Origin of the sequence: Pseudoalteromonas sp. RW-H-Ap-1 (genome assembly GCF_048318575.1) — a bacterium.
Taxonomy (GTDB): domain Bacteria; phylum Pseudomonadota; class Gammaproteobacteria; order Enterobacterales; family Alteromonadaceae; genus Pseudoalteromonas.
The window spans coordinates 2,302,614-2,319,962 of record NZ_CP166996.1 but is presented as its reverse complement, the minus strand read 5'-3'; the positions used below and the strand labels follow the sequence as shown (position 1 = coordinate 2,319,962).

The window sequence follows — 17,349 nt, the reverse complement described above, 5'->3', positions numbered from 1 at the left end:
GTTGTAAATAATAGGCATAAAAAAGCCCGCAACAAAGTATTTGTTGCGGGCTTTTATTTTTAATTTAGCAGGTTAATACTTACCTACTACTTTAACTTTATCACTTGCTTTGGTGCTGTCTATATAGCCAATTGCATCTGCGTTAGCAGCAACAAAATCAATCACAGCTTGGTCATTATCAAGTTTACCTGGAGGCGTGCCTTTACCAGTAAAGACTAGCTTTGACCAATAAGCATTTAACTGGCTGCCTGATTTGCCAACAAGTTTGTCGTTAAACTCATCTGCCACTGCAGTACCATTTTGGTTAACAGGGTTTACTTTGGTGCCATCAGCAAACGATTTGCTCTTGCCAAGGTATATTTTTTTAATATCATCTTGGCTTACTGCATTGGCATTCGTTGGGTTAACGATTACTGCAACTTCAGCAAATGCTGCAGTACTACATAGTGTTAGCATACTGGCTAAAATTAATTTCTTCATCATTCGCTCCAATTAAAATACTAAATCAACGCCAACGGCGACTACGTCAGTTTCAGTATTTGAGATATCATCTTTTAGGCGGCTAAAGTCTACTTTTAAGGCAGCCATTGGGTGGAAGTCATAACGAGCACCAATCGTGTATACATTACTCTTAGCTTTAGAGCCCTCCAAAACTTGGTTAAGCCCAGCATTTAAAGGTGGAACAGTTGGTAGTGCATTATAACGATTACTATCATGCTCATCATCGTTGTTTTCATAGGTTAAATGAACAAGCCACTCGTCCATACGGTAGCCTAAAGATGTGTAATATTGAGTTTGCTTAGCGAGCGCACTGTTATCTACTTCAAACTGTGTGTATTCAGCGTCGAACAAGATATTGTTGTAATCAATTGAAAAGCCAAGTGCTAAAAATGCACCATCGTCTTCGTCAATAGCAATACTGTTTGCTTGATCAACAAAACCTGAGCTACGAAGGGCTTGTTCTAAACCATTAAGAGCCATACCTTCGGCTGTATCATTTTCAATATCAATACTTGTTTCGGCAACAAAGTAAGCAGCGCGAGCACTGAACCAATCGTAACTTAATGTCCAGTTTAATCCTGCAATATCATTAAGTTCGGTATCCCCATTTACTGATACAACCGCGATGTTATCGTCGAAGCTTCCGTAAATAACCTGAAGGGTAGAGTCCCAATCACCAAGTTGAGTTGTATGTAATAGGCTTAGGCCTTCATAGGTTGAAAACGGCAAGTTATATACAGACTGAGGTGGGCGCACCCAGCGATAGGTATAGCCAACATCTAAAAAATCAGAGTAGCGATAAAACGGTGCACGCATTTTACCAGCACTGATTTGTAATTCGTCAGATATTTCATAAGTTAAGTATGCCCATTCAAAGTCGGCGTCAAAGTCATTTTCGCCGCGAGCTACTATCTGCGCTGTAGCGGATAACTTCTCTTGCAGGTCAGCGGTCAGCTGAAGTGCAAATACGCTTTCATTTTTAAATGAAATATCATCATCATATCCATATAAAGTTTGATCACTATCGAGTGACTTACCACCGACAATAGAAGCAAACCCATTAATACGAACTTCAGCACTCGCATTGCTTGTGGCAAGTGCGCAACAAATTGCTACTGCAACTGATAGTTTTTTCATTGTGATTCCTATTTAAATTTCATGTGTATCCCGTTGCAGTATAAGATGAGTATTAACTTTTTTCTAATTAAAATTAATAAATTAAGACCTTTTTACTGCTTTTTTGCAACAAAAAGGCATAGCAGTGATTGAAAAGTAAGGTTTTTTTATTTTCAGGTAATGTAACTAATTGACTTGTTTGATTTATTTATAATGAGATGATATTTACTACAGTAGGCATTAAGTAGTAATTATTTTCTAGTTATTAACGCGAATTCATATTTTTTAGATTATCTTGGCACCATCGAATTGCCTGCTGTTTATTTTTGACCGCTATTTTTTTATAAATTTTATGTAAGTGCACTCTTACCGTAGCTTCACTTATAAATAAGCTGTCAGCAATAGCACTGGAATGAAGCCCACTGAAAAGTAGGTTGAGTACTTTAATTTCTTTATCGGTTAGGTTATTTGTTTGCAAAGCAGTCTTTTGCTCAGAATCGAGCATTTGGCGCATCCAAATATCACTGATAGTACGTGGAAACCACAATTCCCCTTGTTTAATTGCTTCTAATCCCCTGTTAAATAGCTCCTCATTGGTATCTTGATAGAAAAGGCCTTTCAAATTTGGCCACTCTTTTAGTGAAGCAGCATCAGTATTTTTAGGAATATTAAAGATAACTAACCCTTGGTAATTATTGGTATGCATAAAATGGCTCAAAAGTTCGTAATTTGTAAGACTATTGAGTGCTGAATGACAGACTAATAATATGTCATTATTCAATGTAGTAAAAAATAATGGACTATAGTGGTTGTTGTTAAAAAGCATGTTAGCTGATTGCGTGGTCTGTTTTTTTGTCATGCTTTTCACCTAAAAATGATTCTGCAGTATATTTAAATATAAAGGGTGTTTGGATATTGTCATAATCTTAAATAGCTTTAATGTGTTTTTCGCAACAAAGCGCATGTTCAACTAACAAATAATACTGGTGGTAATTAATGTTAAAGTATTAATTTAAAGCTAAATTTGCATTGCTATTTAGGTAAGTTGGCTAAGATTAAAAAGCTAAAAATAAATTTTTACGTAAACTAAAGTTAAATGTACATATTGTAGCGTTTTTGTAATATAATAAACTCCCAGAGGAAAGATGCATCTAACGCATCTTTTTTTATGCCTACAATTTATGTTTACACAGCATAACGCATAATTAAATTAATACCCTTTGGAGAAGACCTTGAAATTACGCACCCTCTCACAGTTAAGTTTAGCGGTTATTGCAGCCCTAACAACTTCCGCAAATGCACAAGAAGCTAAAACGACAGCCAAACAAGACGCGTTTGAAAAAATTGAAGTGACAGCTCGTAAACGTACAGAGAGCTTGTTCGAATCTCCAACTGCGATTACATCAATAGGTGCTAACCTTATTGATAAAGCCAATATGGGTAACTTAGAAGATATTGGTAAATACGTTCCTAACTTAAACATTACTCGTTATGGTGTTGGTAATGCTGCACATGCCTCAGTATTCATTCGTGGTATTGGCTTGCAAGATCACATTATAACTACAGATCCAGGTGTAGGTGTTTACCTAGACGGTGTTTATTTAGGCCGTCAAATGGGATCTAATTTATCACTTCCTAATGTTGAGCGTGTTGAAGTACTTCGTGGGCCACAAGGCACACTTTATGGCCGTAACACATTAGGTGGTGCAGTAAACGTAATTACTAAACAACCTGGTGATGAAGGTATTCTAACAACAACCGCTAAAGTGGGCAGTCGTGGTCGAGTTGCGGGTGATATTTACTTTAATAATGCACTAACTAACGATTTAAGCATGTCAGCCAGTGCGTCATACAAACAACGTAATGGGGTAGGTACGGCAGTAAACTTAGCTAACCCTGAAAAAGAAATTGGTGAAGAGCAAGAGTTTAGTGGTCGTATAGCACTTAAATATGATGCAACTAGTGATTTAGCGTTTACTTTCTCGCTAGATGGCGTTGATAATGAGTCAGGTCAATCACCTTATACTATTGAACTGACAGATTCATTAGATTCAAATGATGTCTTTAATGGCGATTTCCCATTATTAACTGAAGACCTACTTCCATCTAATCCTGATGATTTAGGCACAACAGTTGCCGGTATTGAATCAACCTCATATTCTGGTTGGGGTACGTCATTTACAGCTGATTGGGCGATTAATAACACATATACAGCCAAGTTTATCTCAAGCTACCGTACTTCTGAATATGAAGGTGGTTTAGATGATGATGCATCACCACTTAACTTATCTGAGTTCCCAGAAGTAGGCGGTGCAGATCAATACTCTTTTGAACTTCAGCTAAACGCCACGTTTGATAAAATGGACTTTGTATCGGGTCTATACTTCTTTAATGAAGATGGCTTTACTCGCTCTGAAGATTTTGTATTTAGCCCGTTTAATACACCAGATGGTGTGCTAAATGATGGTGTTACTCCTTCATTTGGTGGCTTTGGATTTTTTGAAATTAATCAAGAAACAAACTCATACGCAGCTTACATCAACGGTAGTTACGATTTAACTGATGATTTAACAATCGGCGGTGGTCTTCGTTACTCAGAAGATAAAAAAGATGCGAATGCTATTTTCCCAACCTTCCCTGAACGTAAAGACATTAGTGCAGACTTTAATGCAGTGACATGGGACATTAATGCTTCATACCAGCTTAGCAATAATATGAATGTATACGGTCAAGTGCAAAAAGGTTACCAAACAGGTGGCTTTCCACCGCGCCCATTTGGTGGTCCGGATCAGTTTGTATCGTTTGATGAAACCAAAGCAGTTAACTACGAGATTGGTTTAAAAGGCCAGGTACATGAAAATGTATCTATGATGCTTGCAATGTTTGTTACTGACTACACTGATTTAGCACTGCCATTCTCAGATCCAACCGCGGGCGGTGGCTTTGTAACTATCGTTGAAAATGCAGGCCAGTCTAAAGCGCAAGGTATTGAGCTTGAAACCACAATTGCACTAACCGACGACTTTACTATTCGCACTGCAGTAGGTTACTTAGATTCTGAAATTACAGAAGTAGCTGAAGGTGTACAAGGTATTGGTAAAGGTGACTCACCAGCACTGACACCTCGTTGGACGGTGATGGTTGCTCCATCTTACTTTGTTGATTTAAGCAATGGTGGCACGGTTGCATTAAATGCCAACTACTCGTACCGTAGTGAAATGCAAGGTCAGTCAGTTTTCAATAAAAGTGAAACGATTGATTCGCGTGAGCTAGTTGGTTTTAATATTTCTTACACTAATCCATACGGCGATATGGAAGTAACGCTATATGGTGAGAACGTATTAAACGAAGTTTACGATGTAGGTCGCCTGCAGCAAACTGGTTTTGTTGGCGTAATGCGCAGCAATGACCGTAGTGAGTTTGGTTTAAAATTCAAAAAAGACTTTGAACTATAATCCATAATTTACTCTAAAAATAATACAAAAAAGGTAAGCCATGGCTTACCTTTTTTTATGGTTAAAAATAATTAACCTTCTTTATGCTCTTCACGTGCTTGCTCAATTTCTGCTGCAATTTCACGTGCTTTTTGCTTCGTTTTTTCAGTTAGCTCGCCAGCCGCTTCTTTGCTTTTGATCCATGCATCAACAGCTACTTCTTTGCCGTCATCGTACATGTCTAAGCCCATCGCTTTACTCTCTTCGAGTAGCTCATTAAATGACTCGTCATTTTTAAGCTCATTGGTTTTTTCTTTAACGTCGTTCCACGTTTCGTTTAGCTTTTCTTGAACTTCAGCGCTCGTTTGTTTGGCGTCTTGTTTCACTTCGTTGGCATCTTCACACCCTGTTAGTGTAATTAAAGTGCCTAATAATGCTAAACCTGCTAATTTCTTCATTGACTATCTCCTTTAGTGAAAAATATATTTCAGAGGTAACTATACAACAATGAAAATGAACATAGCTGTAACAACACGATTAAGTTTTAAATTAATGGACGAAAAAGATTGGCAGAAATTATTCGAGCTCGATCAAGACCCAGCCGTTATGCAGTATTTAACACAAGGTAAACCCACTTCGCTTGAAGATATAAAAACGAAAGGCATTCCAAGAATGCTCGCTTATCGCAATGAGCAACAAGGTTGGGGGCTATGGCAGGTAACCTTGCGTGAAGGCAATACCTTTATAGGATGGGTGCTTGTTCGGCCGATGGGCTTTTTTTCAGATACGCCTGACTTTAGTGATATTGAAGTCGGCTGGCGATTTAAACAAGCGAGTTGGGGTAAGGGTTATGCAACTGAGGCGGCACAAGCGATTTGCTCAACGATTGAAAAACAGTCGCAAGTAAAGGCAATCAGTGCCACAGCGCTGACCGCCAACGTTGGCTCAATTAACATCATGAAAAAGCTCGGTATGCAGCTACAGCACTATTATATTCATACTGATGATGGCTCAAACTTAACTGCTGCGCTTTATTCAAAGCCGTGCAGTTGAGCTAAAACTCCAAAGCTTTAAAAATGTAGCGTCTAAATATTGACCTGATGTTTGTTACTGTGCATTAATGTTTGCCATCAATCTATAAAAATAACCTAAGGATATGGGATGAGATCACTTTTTTCACCACGCAAGCTAATTATCAGTAGTATTGTGGTAATACAGTTATGTGTTTTTAATGTAGCGGCTAAACAAAGCGCCGTTGCCATGCCTGACACTTTTAGTGCGCATGCTGCAAAAGCTGTGTTAGAGCAGGGGGGTAACGCGGTTGATGCCGCTATTGCTGCTCAGTTTGTATTAGCCGTTACGCTCCCCGAGGCAGGTAATATTGGCGGCGGTGGGTTTATGCTTATTCATAAGGATGGCCAAGGTGATTTTATAGATTACCGTGAAACTGCACCGAACGCCGCGCATCGTGATATGTATTTAGACCAGCAAGGGCAAGTTATTGCCAATAAGTCTATTTATGGTATTCATGCCAGCGGTGTACCGGGTAGTGTCGCTGGTATGTGGTTGGCTCATAAGAAGCATGGCACACTACCTTGGAAAACCTTGGTACAGCCTGCGGTAACATTAGCAGAGCAAGGTTTTGTGGTGCCTGAAAAGTTGGCTCTGTTAATTAAGGGCTACATAGAACATCTAAACAATAAAAACATTAAAGTAAACTTTGCCAATTATTTTGCAAGCGCTACATCTGGTAAGCTTTTTAAGCAACCTGAACTTGCAGCGACACTTAAACGCATTCGCGATAATGGTAAAGATGGCTTTTATCAAGGTGAAACTGCAACGATCATCGCAAACTTTATGAAGCAACATGGCGGTATTATTACTCAAGACGATTTAAAAAATTACCGCGCAAAGTCTCGCACACCTATAAAAGCAAACTGGAACGGCTATCAAGTGCTTACTTCACCGCCACCAAGCTCCGGCGGTATTGCTATATTACAATGGCTTAAAATGTATGAGCTTAAAAAGCCCATAGCTGCACCATCACATAATTCAGTTGGGTATGTGCACTTACTTGCTGAAATAGGTAAGCGAGTGTTTGCTGATAGGGCAGAGTACTTGGGCGATCCTGATTTTTACCAAGTGCCTGCAGCTAAGTTACTTGCAGAAAATTATCTTAAAAACCGTAGCAACAGTATAGATTTAAAGGCCATTTCAACTACCGAAAATATTAAACCAGGTTTAAAAGAAAGCGAGCAAACCACCCACTTTTCTATTGTTGATAACATGGGGAATGCAGTTGCTAATACCACTACTATTAATTTAGGGTTTGGTAGCGGCGTGGTCGTAGAAGGCGCAGGCTTTATTCTCAATGATGAAATGGATGATTTTAGCGCTAAACCTGGGGTTATGAATGTATTTGGCGCCATTGGCGGAAAAGCAAATGAAATTCAGCCGCATAAACGTATGCTAAGCTCTATGACCCCAACTATTTTACTCAGTAATAATCAGGTGAAAATGGTAACAGGGTCGCCCGGCGGTACCACTATTATTAGCTCTGTGTATCAATCAATACTCAACGCAATTGAGTTTAATATGAGCGCAGATGATGTAGTAAATAGTCCGCGATTTCATCATCAGTTATGGCCTAAAAATGTAATTAGAGCGCACTCGGGATTAGATGTTTCAGTCAAGCAACAGCTAATAAAAATGGGTTATACAGTGGATGAGCGTCACTTTGGTGATATGCACGTGATTATTAATAATGATGGCAAATTAGATGCGGCATCTGAGCAAAGCGGAAGAGGGCAAGCGATAGTATTTTAACGTTAATAATTGCTGTTTTAATGGTATGCACCCCAAAATCATCATTGGGGTGCACACGTTAGAACAACTATAAAGATTAGCCTATTGCCGGTATTAAGCCTGCCATTTGCAGGCATTGCGCACTAATAATTGAAATACCGCACAAAGCGGCTATGGCCAAACCAATGTTACCACTGCGTACTTTATAGCCCTCTTTTTCAACGCCCTGACGCTGCTTGTACACCATGCTAACGGGTAAAAATACTGCCAATATAACCAAAGCAATGGCTGCATAGCCTAATGCCATAATAAAGCCTTGCGGGTAAAACAAAGCAAATCCAAGAGGAGGCACAAAAGTAATAAGTGCTGTTTTAATTCTATCTGTGCCCGTATCTGCTTTTTTAAATGTGTCAGCAAAAAAGTCAAATAACCCCAAGCTCACCCCTAAAAATGATGTTGCTAGGGCTAAGTCAGCAAACAATTTAACCGCAGTAGAGACATTGGCGTTATTGGCAATATTGGCCACACTGGCTACAAACCCAGTTAACCCTTCGCTTTGTAGTAATTGCTCTTGGCTCATTATGCCTTGGCTTAATACTTGCCAAAATACATAAATAACCAGTGGTAAAGAGGCGCCTGCAATCATAACTTTGCGCAAGGTTTTTATATCAAGCCCGACGTATTTAACAATAGAAGGAATAGAGCCATGAAAACCAAAAGAGGTAAATACCACCGGAATAGCCGATAGTATCAGCCCTTGCTCAACAGGCATTTCCAACAAATGTTGGCCATGTACATAAGGTGTTAGCATATAAAACAAGCTAGCCAAAACCACTATTTTTACACTAAATAGTACTCGGTTAAGCTTATCTACTTTACTAGTGCCTAAAGTCACCACGCCTGCAATTAGCACGGCTAAAATAACTGAGCCTAATTGTGGAGCAATACTAAGATTAAACCCAGTATTAATGCGCTCTTGTAGTTGAGCACCACCACCTGCTATGTAAGCAGCGCACAGTGCATAAAATAAGAATATCATCGAAAAGTTAGCCACATACTGGCCACGTTTACCAAGCCAAAGCTTAGCCAGTGTATTTAAAGTGGCATCGCGAGGGGCATATTGATGCAGCTCCAACATAAGTAAAGCAGTGTAGGTCATAAGTAACCAACAGCCGACAATTAACACCATTGCCGTATTAAACCCAAGCCCGGCAGAGGCAATTGGTAGGGCAAGCATACCTGCGCCTATGGTAGTTCCTGCAACAATTAACATGCTACCTATTGTTTTATTTTTAAGCACTTAATGATCCTGATCAAACGTGAGAGACACGCAAGATATAACTAGTTGTGTAAAACTTAAATAGTTTTGTCATAAAAGAGACAAAATAAAATGTAATCTTCTATTTACAACTGTATTTAAAAAGCAGTGATATTTTACTGATGTAATTTAAGTCATTAATATAATTAAAAAATAAAAAGCCAAATGTTAATAACTAAATAGACTGATTATTGGTTACGCACAATATATATGATTAAAATGATAGGTATTGACCGAAAGTGCTTAAATTACACATTCGGCCATTAAAGGAGGGAGCTTAACTTACATTTTTGCTATTTGAATTACCAAGCGACGGTTTTTATCACGGCCTAAAATATTATCATTGGTGTCTACAAAGCGTTTTTCACCAAAGCCTTCAGTAACCACTTTAGTTTCATCAACACCTAAGCTAACCATGTAATCTTTAATCGCCTTGGCACGGGTTCTAGATAAATCGAGGTTATTCCAACGACCGCCATAACTATCGGTATAGGATGCAATACTGATTGACTCTATACTGGGGTCGTTTTTTAAATACTCAGCAATTTTATCAAGGCGTTGCTGCGATGACTTAGTTAACTTACTGCTATTCGATTCATAGTTCATTATAGTGAACGAAATATCTTCAAAATTGTATGGCAGCAATTCGTCTCGGCACTGTAAAAATGCCCAATACGCTTGCTTAAAGTTAACATTAGACATGCCCACAGCTATTTTATCGGCACTATTTTGCCAGTCTTGGTAGTAAAAAGTAGGTTGGTTGCCTTTTTCAAGCTCAGTAAGCATTTCCCATGCTGTTTTATTACCTAATTCACCATCAAACTTTTTAAGTAATTTCATATCAGCAATATCACGGGCAGGGCGGCCTGCTCGCCAGCTAGGTGGCACCGCTTTTAAACCAGCTATCGCGTAATTTTCTGGGCGCACGACCATGTCTAAATTAAAAGTAAGATCTTTATTTTTACTGGCTGATGCTTTAAAAACGGCTTCACCATAGTAGGGAACTTCATGATTTAATTGGCATTGTAAGCGAGTCGTTTTAACTAAGTTCCAATTTGAATTATCTTGGTTAGCCGTGTACTGGCGCATCGCCGCAGTTGTATTCAAACTACACAGCACACTACTAATACCTAGGCTAATAAATAACAACTTAAACTTCATCGAGAACTCTCCAGTTATCTAGCTCTGCCAAAAAAGTGACAAAAACCATAAAATACTACGCAACAGACCCTAATTACTAAGCAAGTAACATGCCTATAGTTTATCTGCAATTAATCAATAAATCTCCTAGCCGACAGGCCACCAATTTTGACATAATAGACAGCTAATCCCTATAAACCAAGAATACTATGGCAAATACTGAGCAAACACTTTTCGCGCAACGCTTTCGAGGCTTTTTTCCAGTGGTTATTGATGTTGAAACCGCCGGTTTTAACAAAGAAACTGACGCATTATTAGAAATTGCAGTATCCGTTTTAAAAATGGATGATGAAGGTCTGCTTAGTATCGATCATACCGTTCATTTTCATGTGCAACCGTTTGAGGGTGCAAACATTGAGCAAGCTGCCATTGAGTTTAATGGGATTGAGCCTTTTTCAGCACTTCGAGGGGCAGTCCCTGAAGAAGAGGCGATTAAAGAAATTTGTAAAGTAGTGCGCAAAGCGCAAAAAGCCGCAGGGTGTCAGCGCTCTGTGGTGGTTGCTCATAATGCCGCTTTTGATCATGGTTTTTTAAATGCGGCTATTGAGCGTAATAATATCAAGCGCACACCATTTCATCCGTTTGTTAGTTTTGATACCACATCACTTGCTGGTTTGGCATTAGGGCAAACAGTATTAGCTAAAGCGTGCCGAGCAGCAGGAATAGAGTTTGATAACAAACAAGCACATTCAGCGTTATACGATACAGAGCGCACTGCTGAACTGTATTGTTTAATTGTTAATCGTTGGCAGCAACTAGGTGGTTGGCCACTTGCTATAGATGAAACACAACAAAGCGAAGACGAAGCAAGCAACCAATAAAAACTCAGTTAACAATAGTGAATACTTACTTTGTGAGCTGAGCCATTTTTAATTAGTTTAATTAAAACGATTGGGTTATTTTACCTTCACTATGAGTGATTAAATGCGGTGGGTAATTACGAGAAAAGCTAATTGATTCTCGTGCAATTTTAAGCTCCACCCCAGGATGCAGAAGCTCATTAACTTTTAAACGGCTGAGCGCTAACAGCTGCGCCATTTTCTTTCTTAGCAACTGCTTTTGCTGATTGATACTAGCGCTTCGGTTTGCTATGTGTTCTTCATTAGTTATTATTTTATCTAAAAACTGCTGACGCTGTGAACTTGCAACCTGTTTATTAATTCGCTGGCGCGCTTGCTGCAGCTCAATTGACTTACTAATTAAAACTTTTTCAAAATCGGTGATTTGCGCTTGTTTTTGTTTTAGTACGTACCAGCGCTGGGCGATGCAAACTCGTGTTTTAGTCCCTGCTGGCGCCCCTAATTCGCCTGTTTCAATGCGCATTGCATCAAGAATATGGCCACCAATAATTTTACCTTTGGGATCTTTTGCACTGCCCACTCTAATTAGATTTCCGGCACTCAAGTCACAATGTAATGATTGGCGATCTATTAATAAGTTTTGCTCCGTTTTTATGTCGCAGTATTGAGAGTAACCAAGCGCAATGGTTCGTTTAGCGAAAATAGAACAGGTGAATGGCTCATCGGCTTCTCGCTTACGACCAATTGCACCCTTTACTATTGTGATGGCGCTATCACTTTTTAGTTGTGCCGATTCAACAAAACCTAAAACAGTAATATCGCCAGTGGCAGTCACGCGCATGCCATCTTTTATATCACCGCTGACAATAACGCTGCCATCAAATTCAACATGGCCGGTACTTGGGTCAATATTGTGAAAACATAAAACATCATCAACACGCATACCACGGGGAAGGGCAACCGGTACGCCAGTACAATCCGCAATTAATAAATTAGGGTTATCGGGCGCAATTTTAGTGCCGTCAAAGGGTTGTAATTTATGCTCTTTACCGGGAGGAGCAGTTATTACATCATCAAATACAGTAAACCCATCAACACCGGGTGTTGCAGGAATACGTCGCATTAGTTCACATCCCGGTTTTACAGTAATAATATCACCTAGGTTTCTCATATCGACTTTACCACCGCCCTTAGCTTGCGGGCTAAGTACGCGGTCTTGCGCTGTGCAGCAAAGACGCACAAATTTGGCATCGTTACCCACTTTAGGCGCGCGACCAAAAGCGACTTCGGCGCAATGCGTGCTTCCTGAGGGGTGTTCAAACTGTTGTGCCAATAACTGTTCTAATGCATGAGAGCTAATGCCTTTTACAATGCCTGCTTGTGTTAACTCTTCAATCGCTTGTTCCATGCTAAGCAATTTACCGCCCTTGGCAGTAACTAGGGTAGCTTCAACGAGCATGTTTTTTTCATCGATGTTTATGGTTAGCTTTGCATCAATGGCTTGAGCAATCACTAAAGAGGTGGGTTCTTCGGTATTACTTTGAGCAAACAGCTTACCAATATTGCTAGCAATAACCTCACACTCGCAATATTCTGACTGGCCAATTAATTCAATAAGCTGTGTTGCTGTTGAGGCTAAACCTGAAACATGAGGGTGTAAAACTAAAGAGATATACCCCGTTTGCTCATCAAAAGAAAAAACCGACATTTATAAATCCTCTAGGTAATATGTCTGTTATTATTTTTTATAATTTATTAGACCAAGGTCTAGCCTTGCATTTGAGCATAAAGCACCATGATTGTTAAGTAATTGTTTCTTAACTGTCCAATATTTTACATTTACATGTGTGTTTGATGCATGATTAACCAACCAATAAAATAAAACGCCTAAGGTGTTGAGTATTCGTAGGTTACTCGGTTATACTGCTTGCACACTCTGAATGAGTAACCTTATTCAGGGGCTGATTAGGATTCGACGGAATTCAAGAAGCCCGAGGTGCATGTCGAGGTGCGGTTTGCCTCGTAAAAAAGCCGCAATTTAAAGTAATCGCAAACGACGATAACTACTCTCTAGCAGCTTAGGCTGGCTAGCGCTCCTTCCATGTATTCTTGTGGACTGGATTTTGGAGTGTCACCCTAACACCTGATCGCGACGGAAACCCTGGCCGGGGTTGAAGCGTTAAAACTAAGCGGCCTCGCCTTTATCTACCGTGTTTGTCCGGGATTTAAAGGTTAATTAAATGACAATACTAAACATGTAGTACCGACGGTCGAGGCTTTTCGGACGGGGGTTCAAATCCCCCCAGCTCCACCAATAACGGTTTTTAAATTCGTTTGTTTAAAAACCCTAAAAAACCCGCAACGCTAGTTAATTCGAGCCTTGCGGGTTTTTTTATAAACATAGTTTTACAAAAGCTGATTGCTTACTGTACAAATTGAGTTTTAAGGTGCTATTTTAATGCGTGCTATTAAACCCCTAACACCTAAGCAATGAATTATAATAATGCCTAACTATTTACCGCCTTTTACTTTATCAAACAAAACTCTGTCTTTAGTGGCTCAAATTAGTGAGTCTATAGGTCGCCTAACAGTGCAGCAAGAGCAAGAGAAACTACTTCGTTTGCGTAAAGTAAATCGAATGCGAACAGTACAAGGCTCACTCGCGATTGAAGGCAGTACGCTCACACAGCAGCAAATCACCGCGATACTCGATGGTAAGCGTGTTATTGCACCACCTAAAGAAGTGCAAGAAGCGCATAATGCAATTAGTACTTACGAATCGCTCCCTCAATGGCAACCCGAAAATGGTACTCATCTACTTGCAGCACATCTGCTGATGATGAAAGGTTTAGTCAAAGATGCAGGTATGTATCGTCAAGAAGGAGTGGGGGTAATGTCAGGAGAGCAAGTTGTACACATGGCACCACAAGCCACACGTGTGCCAAAATTAATGACTGACCTATTAGAATGGCTAGAAAGTAGTGATGTTCATCCACTTGTTGCAAGTTGTGTATTTCACTACGAGTTTGAGTTTATTCATCCTTTTTCTGACGGTAATGGCCGAATGGGGCGTTTATGGCAAACGCTAATCTTGTCTAAGTGGCATGAAGTGTTCATAAATATTCCTGTAGAAAGTATGGTTTATCAACACCAAGACAATTACTACTTAGCGATCCGCCAAAGCACGCAACAAACCGATAGCGCTCCTTTTATAGAGTTTATGTTGCAGATGATTTATGACGCAATTTCAGAGGCGAATAATATAACGTCAGATGACGGTTTAAATGACGGTTTAAATGAAGGTTTAAAACTCTCTAAGCTTGATAAAGATATTTTGATATTTATTCAACAAGACCGCTATAAAACTAATGCACAGCTTGCTGAAAAATGTGGTAAGTCTCAAAGCACTATTGAAAGGCGAGTAAAGTTTTTGAAAGACGCAGGTTTGATAACTCGTATTGGCGCTAAGAAAACAGGGTATTGGCAGGTCAATTCACCCGTTTAATATTAAACAGCCGCTAAACGAGTGCAGTTGTTTAATTAGCTCCCTAAAAAGTCAGGGTAATTATTTGCTGATTGTAGAAAGGCATTTGAAAGGGCGGTAAATAAAACAGATATTAATTTGCTAAAAGGGCAATGTAGTCATGTTTTAAGGCATACTTTTGCAAGTCATTTTATGATGAACGGAGGTAATATTTTAGTGTTACAGCAAATACTTGGCCATGCAAAGGTTGAGCAAACTATGGTTTACGCGCACTTTGCGCCAAGCCATTTAGAGGATGCAGTTAGATTAGGTCCTAAAATTGGCTTTTAAAATAGATATAACGATAACTTGACCGTGCTTTGTATTGAATGTTAAATAAAATTGTTATCATTTTGAAAAAATAGGCCACTACATAGAAGCTTACAAGAGCTTCTATGTATAATGTTTTGTAGCTATTTTTCAAGCACTACAGGACCAAAATTTCTATAGCCAAATGAATACGAACGAATATTATCGAGAAGCAATTTAGCATTAGGTGGAAGGTCTTCTCTAAAAATACATTCTATAAGTTCCTTTATCAGATCCATATAATGACATGCGAAACACGGGTGTGTTAAAGCTGTAAGCACGTCTGACTGAAATATTTTTTTTGTATAAACGGTTAATGATTGAGTCTTCGATTGCCATTTAAAGAGGTAAGTTCCTTTATCATCGTCAGTTAAAGTATCCTTGGGAATAATGTAGCTGGTTCCATGAGCTGCGATATTCCTAAGTGTAAAAATAGAGTTTATTGCCAACGTTTTTTCTTTATCTAGAATACTATCGAGGTTGACCCCTAAATATTCTTTATACTGACGTTTTAGCTTATCCCACCCACCTTGAAACTCAACATCTTCTTGAAAACGCTTAAGTAGGTCATAAGATCGAGTTAATATTAAATATTCAGACTCAGCAGAATTAGCTATGGAATGCTCTCCTAAGGATTCGGAATTACGTTGGATTACTTCACAAAGTAGAGAGCGAAGGCTCCCTTCTAAAATCGCTGCATTCATATTCATTAAAGCCAAATTTAGCCCTATAAACTCCCCACTAAGCTCATGTTTGTCATAAGAAACAGAGAAAATATTGTCCACATCAGGCATTCGTGCTTTTTTCTTAATTGTGAGTGCAAGCTCATCATATGCATATAGTAGATGAGAAGGTGTGTTCATTTGCATGAAAGTGAATTGATTTCTTTCCATTTTAACGCCTAGGTATATGAGGAGCTAGATTTATAAGTTAACATTATTAAATCGACAAGCTTAAATCTATGCTCCATGAATTAGAATAATTGACCATTAGTTGTGATATTAAACAACTTCTATCTCATGAAATTCAATTCCAGTAAGATTATGTTCTTTAACTAAAGAGTAAAAACTATTTTTTGCATCTGTAGTTATATAACTTAATCCCGTTTCTTTCGTGCGAAATAAAGCTGTATTTTCTATTTTTGACTTGTCTATTACTAAGCGCTTAAACGGTTTTATCATCTTGATTTCACCCCGTTTATTATAATTATGTTCAGTAAGTTCGTGGTTTAAAGCATCTTCAAAACCAATGAGGTTTAGCGCGTACCAAGTTTCACCATTTAAATCGCAATTAAGATGCTCAATATTGTCTCCTAAACTAGGTTCCATTATTGCTTTAACTTCTTTTGATAAAACATAAAACATAAAACATAAAACATAAAACATAAAACATAAAACATAAAACATAAAACATAAAACATAAAACATAAGACGTAGAGCCTAATCCTGCAATATCTGGTATTTGAAGTGCGGCATCTTTATTATGTTCATCAATAAGCCAATTAACTCCCAGAGTGCGCCAATTATTTTTCATGGAATGACCATCAAAAAGTAATATTTGGCCCTGTGTTAATTGCATCGTTTGCTCGAAACCTGTTTCATTAAGATAAAGATATAAATCAGGATTTATATTAACCCCATATGCTTTATTAAACTTTTTCTTTACATCTCTTCCCATAGGCTGCTAGTGTCTAAGTTTGAGTCTGTTTTGGTAGTCACTTCTTTTATTTCTTCAGGCCATGCAATATCGCTATCTCTTATTAAACCCTCCAGTGTAGTGTATGCGATAACTTCACCTTCATATTCAGTTAACCATTCAGTACCATTCCACTCTATAAAATCGAATGTGCCAGCTCCTTCACCATATTTTACAGCTACAAAGTGAAGACCTATTTCTGATGGTTCATCAGTAAACCAATTGATATTTTTCATAAATACTCCCTATTTAAAATTTTTCTCTAAACACTTCAGCTCTCTCTGCTAAGTACTCTAAATATAAAGGTTTAACTCGATATGTTTCATGTGCATTTTCTAAAATTGAGATTAGGAAGTAACAGTTTTTCTGAACAGCACCTTGGCAGTAAATTAAAGCTGTATTGCTCGTTTTGCTAAATGATACTTTTTTCAAATGCCAATTTTTTGATGTTGAATCTTTTAAGTGAACATGAGCAAGCCCTGACTCTCTGACTGAAAATGGAAAGTCATAAGGTACATCTCGACCAAAGTGGGCTGGCCTTCCTTGTCCACTTTTGTATAATTTAAATTCATCAACAATTTTTTTTAATACTGGTTGTGAGGAGCTTGTTTTTACTTCTTCACTTACAAAAACGCGTATATCCATATA

Annotated in this window: 17 protein-coding genes, 1 other RNA gene and 1 pseudogene; 7 read left to right on the top strand and 12 right to left on the bottom strand. The window is 38.6% G+C overall.

The annotated features are described in order from the left end of the window. Nucleotides 1-72 precede the first annotated feature (72 nt). From AB8618_RS11060 to AB8618_RS11050, 3 genes are all read right to left on the bottom strand, one after another. A complete protein-coding gene (locus AB8618_RS11060; protein ID WP_409425581.1) occupies nucleotides 73-480 on the bottom strand; it encodes a phosphate ABC transporter substrate-binding protein in 408 nt (135 codons plus the stop codon). Between the two features lie 12 nt (nucleotides 481-492). Further along, nucleotides 493-1,638 carry a porin gene (locus tag AB8618_RS11055; RefSeq protein WP_409423571.1) on the bottom strand — a complete coding sequence of 382 codons (1,146 nt, stop codon included), beginning with the start codon at nucleotides 1,636-1,638 and terminating at the stop codon, nucleotides 493-495. A gap of 244 nt (nucleotides 1,639-1,882) precedes the next feature. Then, nucleotides 1,883-2,476 carry a LuxR C-terminal-related transcriptional regulator gene (locus tag AB8618_RS11050; protein WP_413402727.1) on the bottom strand — a complete coding sequence of 198 codons (594 nt, stop codon included), beginning with the start codon at nucleotides 2,474-2,476 and terminating at the stop codon, nucleotides 1,883-1,885. A 373-nt stretch (nucleotides 2,477-2,849) separates the two neighbouring features. Here AB8618_RS11050 and AB8618_RS11045 point away from each other — a divergent pair, with 373 nt between their 5' ends. Continuing rightward, on the top strand, nucleotides 2,850-5,072 hold the full coding sequence (locus AB8618_RS11045; protein ID WP_413402725.1) for a TonB-dependent receptor: 2,223 nt from the start codon (nucleotides 2,850-2,852) through the stop codon (nucleotides 5,070-5,072). A gap of 71 nt (nucleotides 5,073-5,143) precedes the next feature. On the opposite strand, the gene AB8618_RS11040 is transcribed toward AB8618_RS11045, so the two are convergent. Continuing rightward, a complete protein-coding gene (locus AB8618_RS11040) occupies nucleotides 5,144-5,509 on the bottom strand; it encodes a hypothetical protein (RefSeq protein WP_008111315.1) in 366 nt (121 codons plus the stop codon). Between the two features lie 49 nt (nucleotides 5,510-5,558). Between AB8618_RS11040 and AB8618_RS11035 the strand changes: the two genes are divergently transcribed. After that, the gene (locus tag AB8618_RS11035) at nucleotides 5,559-6,104 is read left to right on the top strand and encodes a GNAT family N-acetyltransferase (RefSeq protein ID WP_413402723.1); all 546 of its coding nucleotides are present in this window, start codon (nucleotides 5,559-5,561) and stop codon (nucleotides 6,102-6,104) included. A gap of 108 nt (nucleotides 6,105-6,212) precedes the next feature. Continuing rightward, the gene (gene ggt / locus AB8618_RS11030) at nucleotides 6,213-7,877 is read left to right on the top strand and encodes a gamma-glutamyltransferase (protein ID WP_413402721.1); all 1,665 of its coding nucleotides are present in this window, start codon (nucleotides 6,213-6,215) and stop codon (nucleotides 7,875-7,877) included. A 76-nt stretch (nucleotides 7,878-7,953) separates the two neighbouring features. Here ggt and AB8618_RS11025 read toward each other — a convergent pair whose 3' ends face one another. Beyond that, a complete protein-coding gene (locus AB8618_RS11025) occupies nucleotides 7,954-9,156 on the bottom strand; it encodes an aromatic amino acid transport family protein (RefSeq protein ID WP_413402719.1) in 1,203 nt (400 codons plus the stop codon). Between the two features lie 300 nt (nucleotides 9,157-9,456). After that, nucleotides 9,457-10,335 carry a flagellar protein MotY gene (locus AB8618_RS11020; RefSeq protein WP_413402717.1) on the bottom strand — a complete coding sequence of 293 codons (879 nt, stop codon included), beginning with the start codon at nucleotides 10,333-10,335 and terminating at the stop codon, nucleotides 9,457-9,459. Between the two features lie 188 nt (nucleotides 10,336-10,523). On the opposite strand from AB8618_RS11020, the gene rnt reads away from it, so the two are divergent. Beyond that, nucleotides 10,524-11,195, top strand: a complete 672-nt coding sequence (rnt, locus tag AB8618_RS11015) for a ribonuclease T (RefSeq protein WP_413402715.1) — start codon at nucleotides 10,524-10,526, stop codon at nucleotides 11,193-11,195. 61 nt (nucleotides 11,196-11,256) lie between these two features. On the opposite strand, the gene AB8618_RS11010 is transcribed toward rnt, so the two are convergent. Continuing rightward, complete coding sequence (locus AB8618_RS11010; RefSeq protein WP_409423562.1) at nucleotides 11,257-12,882, bottom strand: DUF342 domain-containing protein; 1,626 nt, start codon at nucleotides 12,880-12,882, stop codon at nucleotides 11,257-11,259. Between the two features lie 249 nt (nucleotides 12,883-13,131). On the opposite strand from AB8618_RS11010, the gene ssrA reads away from it, so the two are divergent. The 3 genes and pseudogenes from ssrA to AB8618_RS10995 all read left to right on the top strand — a co-directional run. After that, nucleotides 13,132-13,488: a transfer-messenger RNA gene (gene ssrA, locus AB8618_RS11005) on the top strand. Nucleotides 13,489-13,677: 189 nt separating this feature from the next. Beyond that, on the top strand, nucleotides 13,678-14,679 hold the full coding sequence (locus AB8618_RS11000) for a Fic family protein (protein ID WP_409423561.1): 1,002 nt from the start codon (nucleotides 13,678-13,680) through the stop codon (nucleotides 14,677-14,679). A gap of 60 nt (nucleotides 14,680-14,739) precedes the next feature. Further along, nucleotides 14,740-14,988 (top strand): annotated as a pseudogene (locus tag AB8618_RS10995) (tyrosine-type recombinase/integrase); the annotation flags it as partial. A 122-nt stretch (nucleotides 14,989-15,110) separates the two neighbouring features. Here AB8618_RS10995 and AB8618_RS10990 read toward each other — a convergent pair. The 5 genes from AB8618_RS10990 to AB8618_RS10970 form a co-directional block, all read right to left on the bottom strand. Further along, on the bottom strand, nucleotides 15,111-15,899 hold the full coding sequence (locus AB8618_RS10990; protein ID WP_409423560.1) for a hypothetical protein: 789 nt from the start codon (nucleotides 15,897-15,899) through the stop codon (nucleotides 15,111-15,113). A gap of 108 nt (nucleotides 15,900-16,007) precedes the next feature. Further along, entirely contained in the window at nucleotides 16,008-16,334 is a 327-nt protein-coding gene (locus AB8618_RS10985; protein ID WP_409423559.1) for an imm11 family protein, read from the bottom strand. 7 nt (nucleotides 16,335-16,341) lie between these two features. Then, on the bottom strand, nucleotides 16,342-16,683 hold the full coding sequence (locus AB8618_RS10980; protein ID WP_409423558.1) for a hypothetical protein: 342 nt from the start codon (nucleotides 16,681-16,683) through the stop codon (nucleotides 16,342-16,344). Beyond that, nucleotides 16,668-16,937, bottom strand: a complete 270-nt coding sequence (locus tag AB8618_RS10975) for a hypothetical protein (RefSeq protein ID WP_409423557.1) — start codon at nucleotides 16,935-16,937, stop codon at nucleotides 16,668-16,670. The genes AB8618_RS10980 and AB8618_RS10975 overlap by 16 nt, the downstream gene beginning before the upstream one ends. A 13-nt stretch (nucleotides 16,938-16,950) precedes the next feature. Then, the gene (locus AB8618_RS10970) at nucleotides 16,951-17,346 is read right to left on the bottom strand and encodes a type II toxin-antitoxin system YafO family toxin (protein ID WP_138586221.1); all 396 of its coding nucleotides are present in this window, start codon (nucleotides 17,344-17,346) and stop codon (nucleotides 16,951-16,953) included. Nucleotides 17,347-17,349 lie beyond the last annotated feature (3 nt).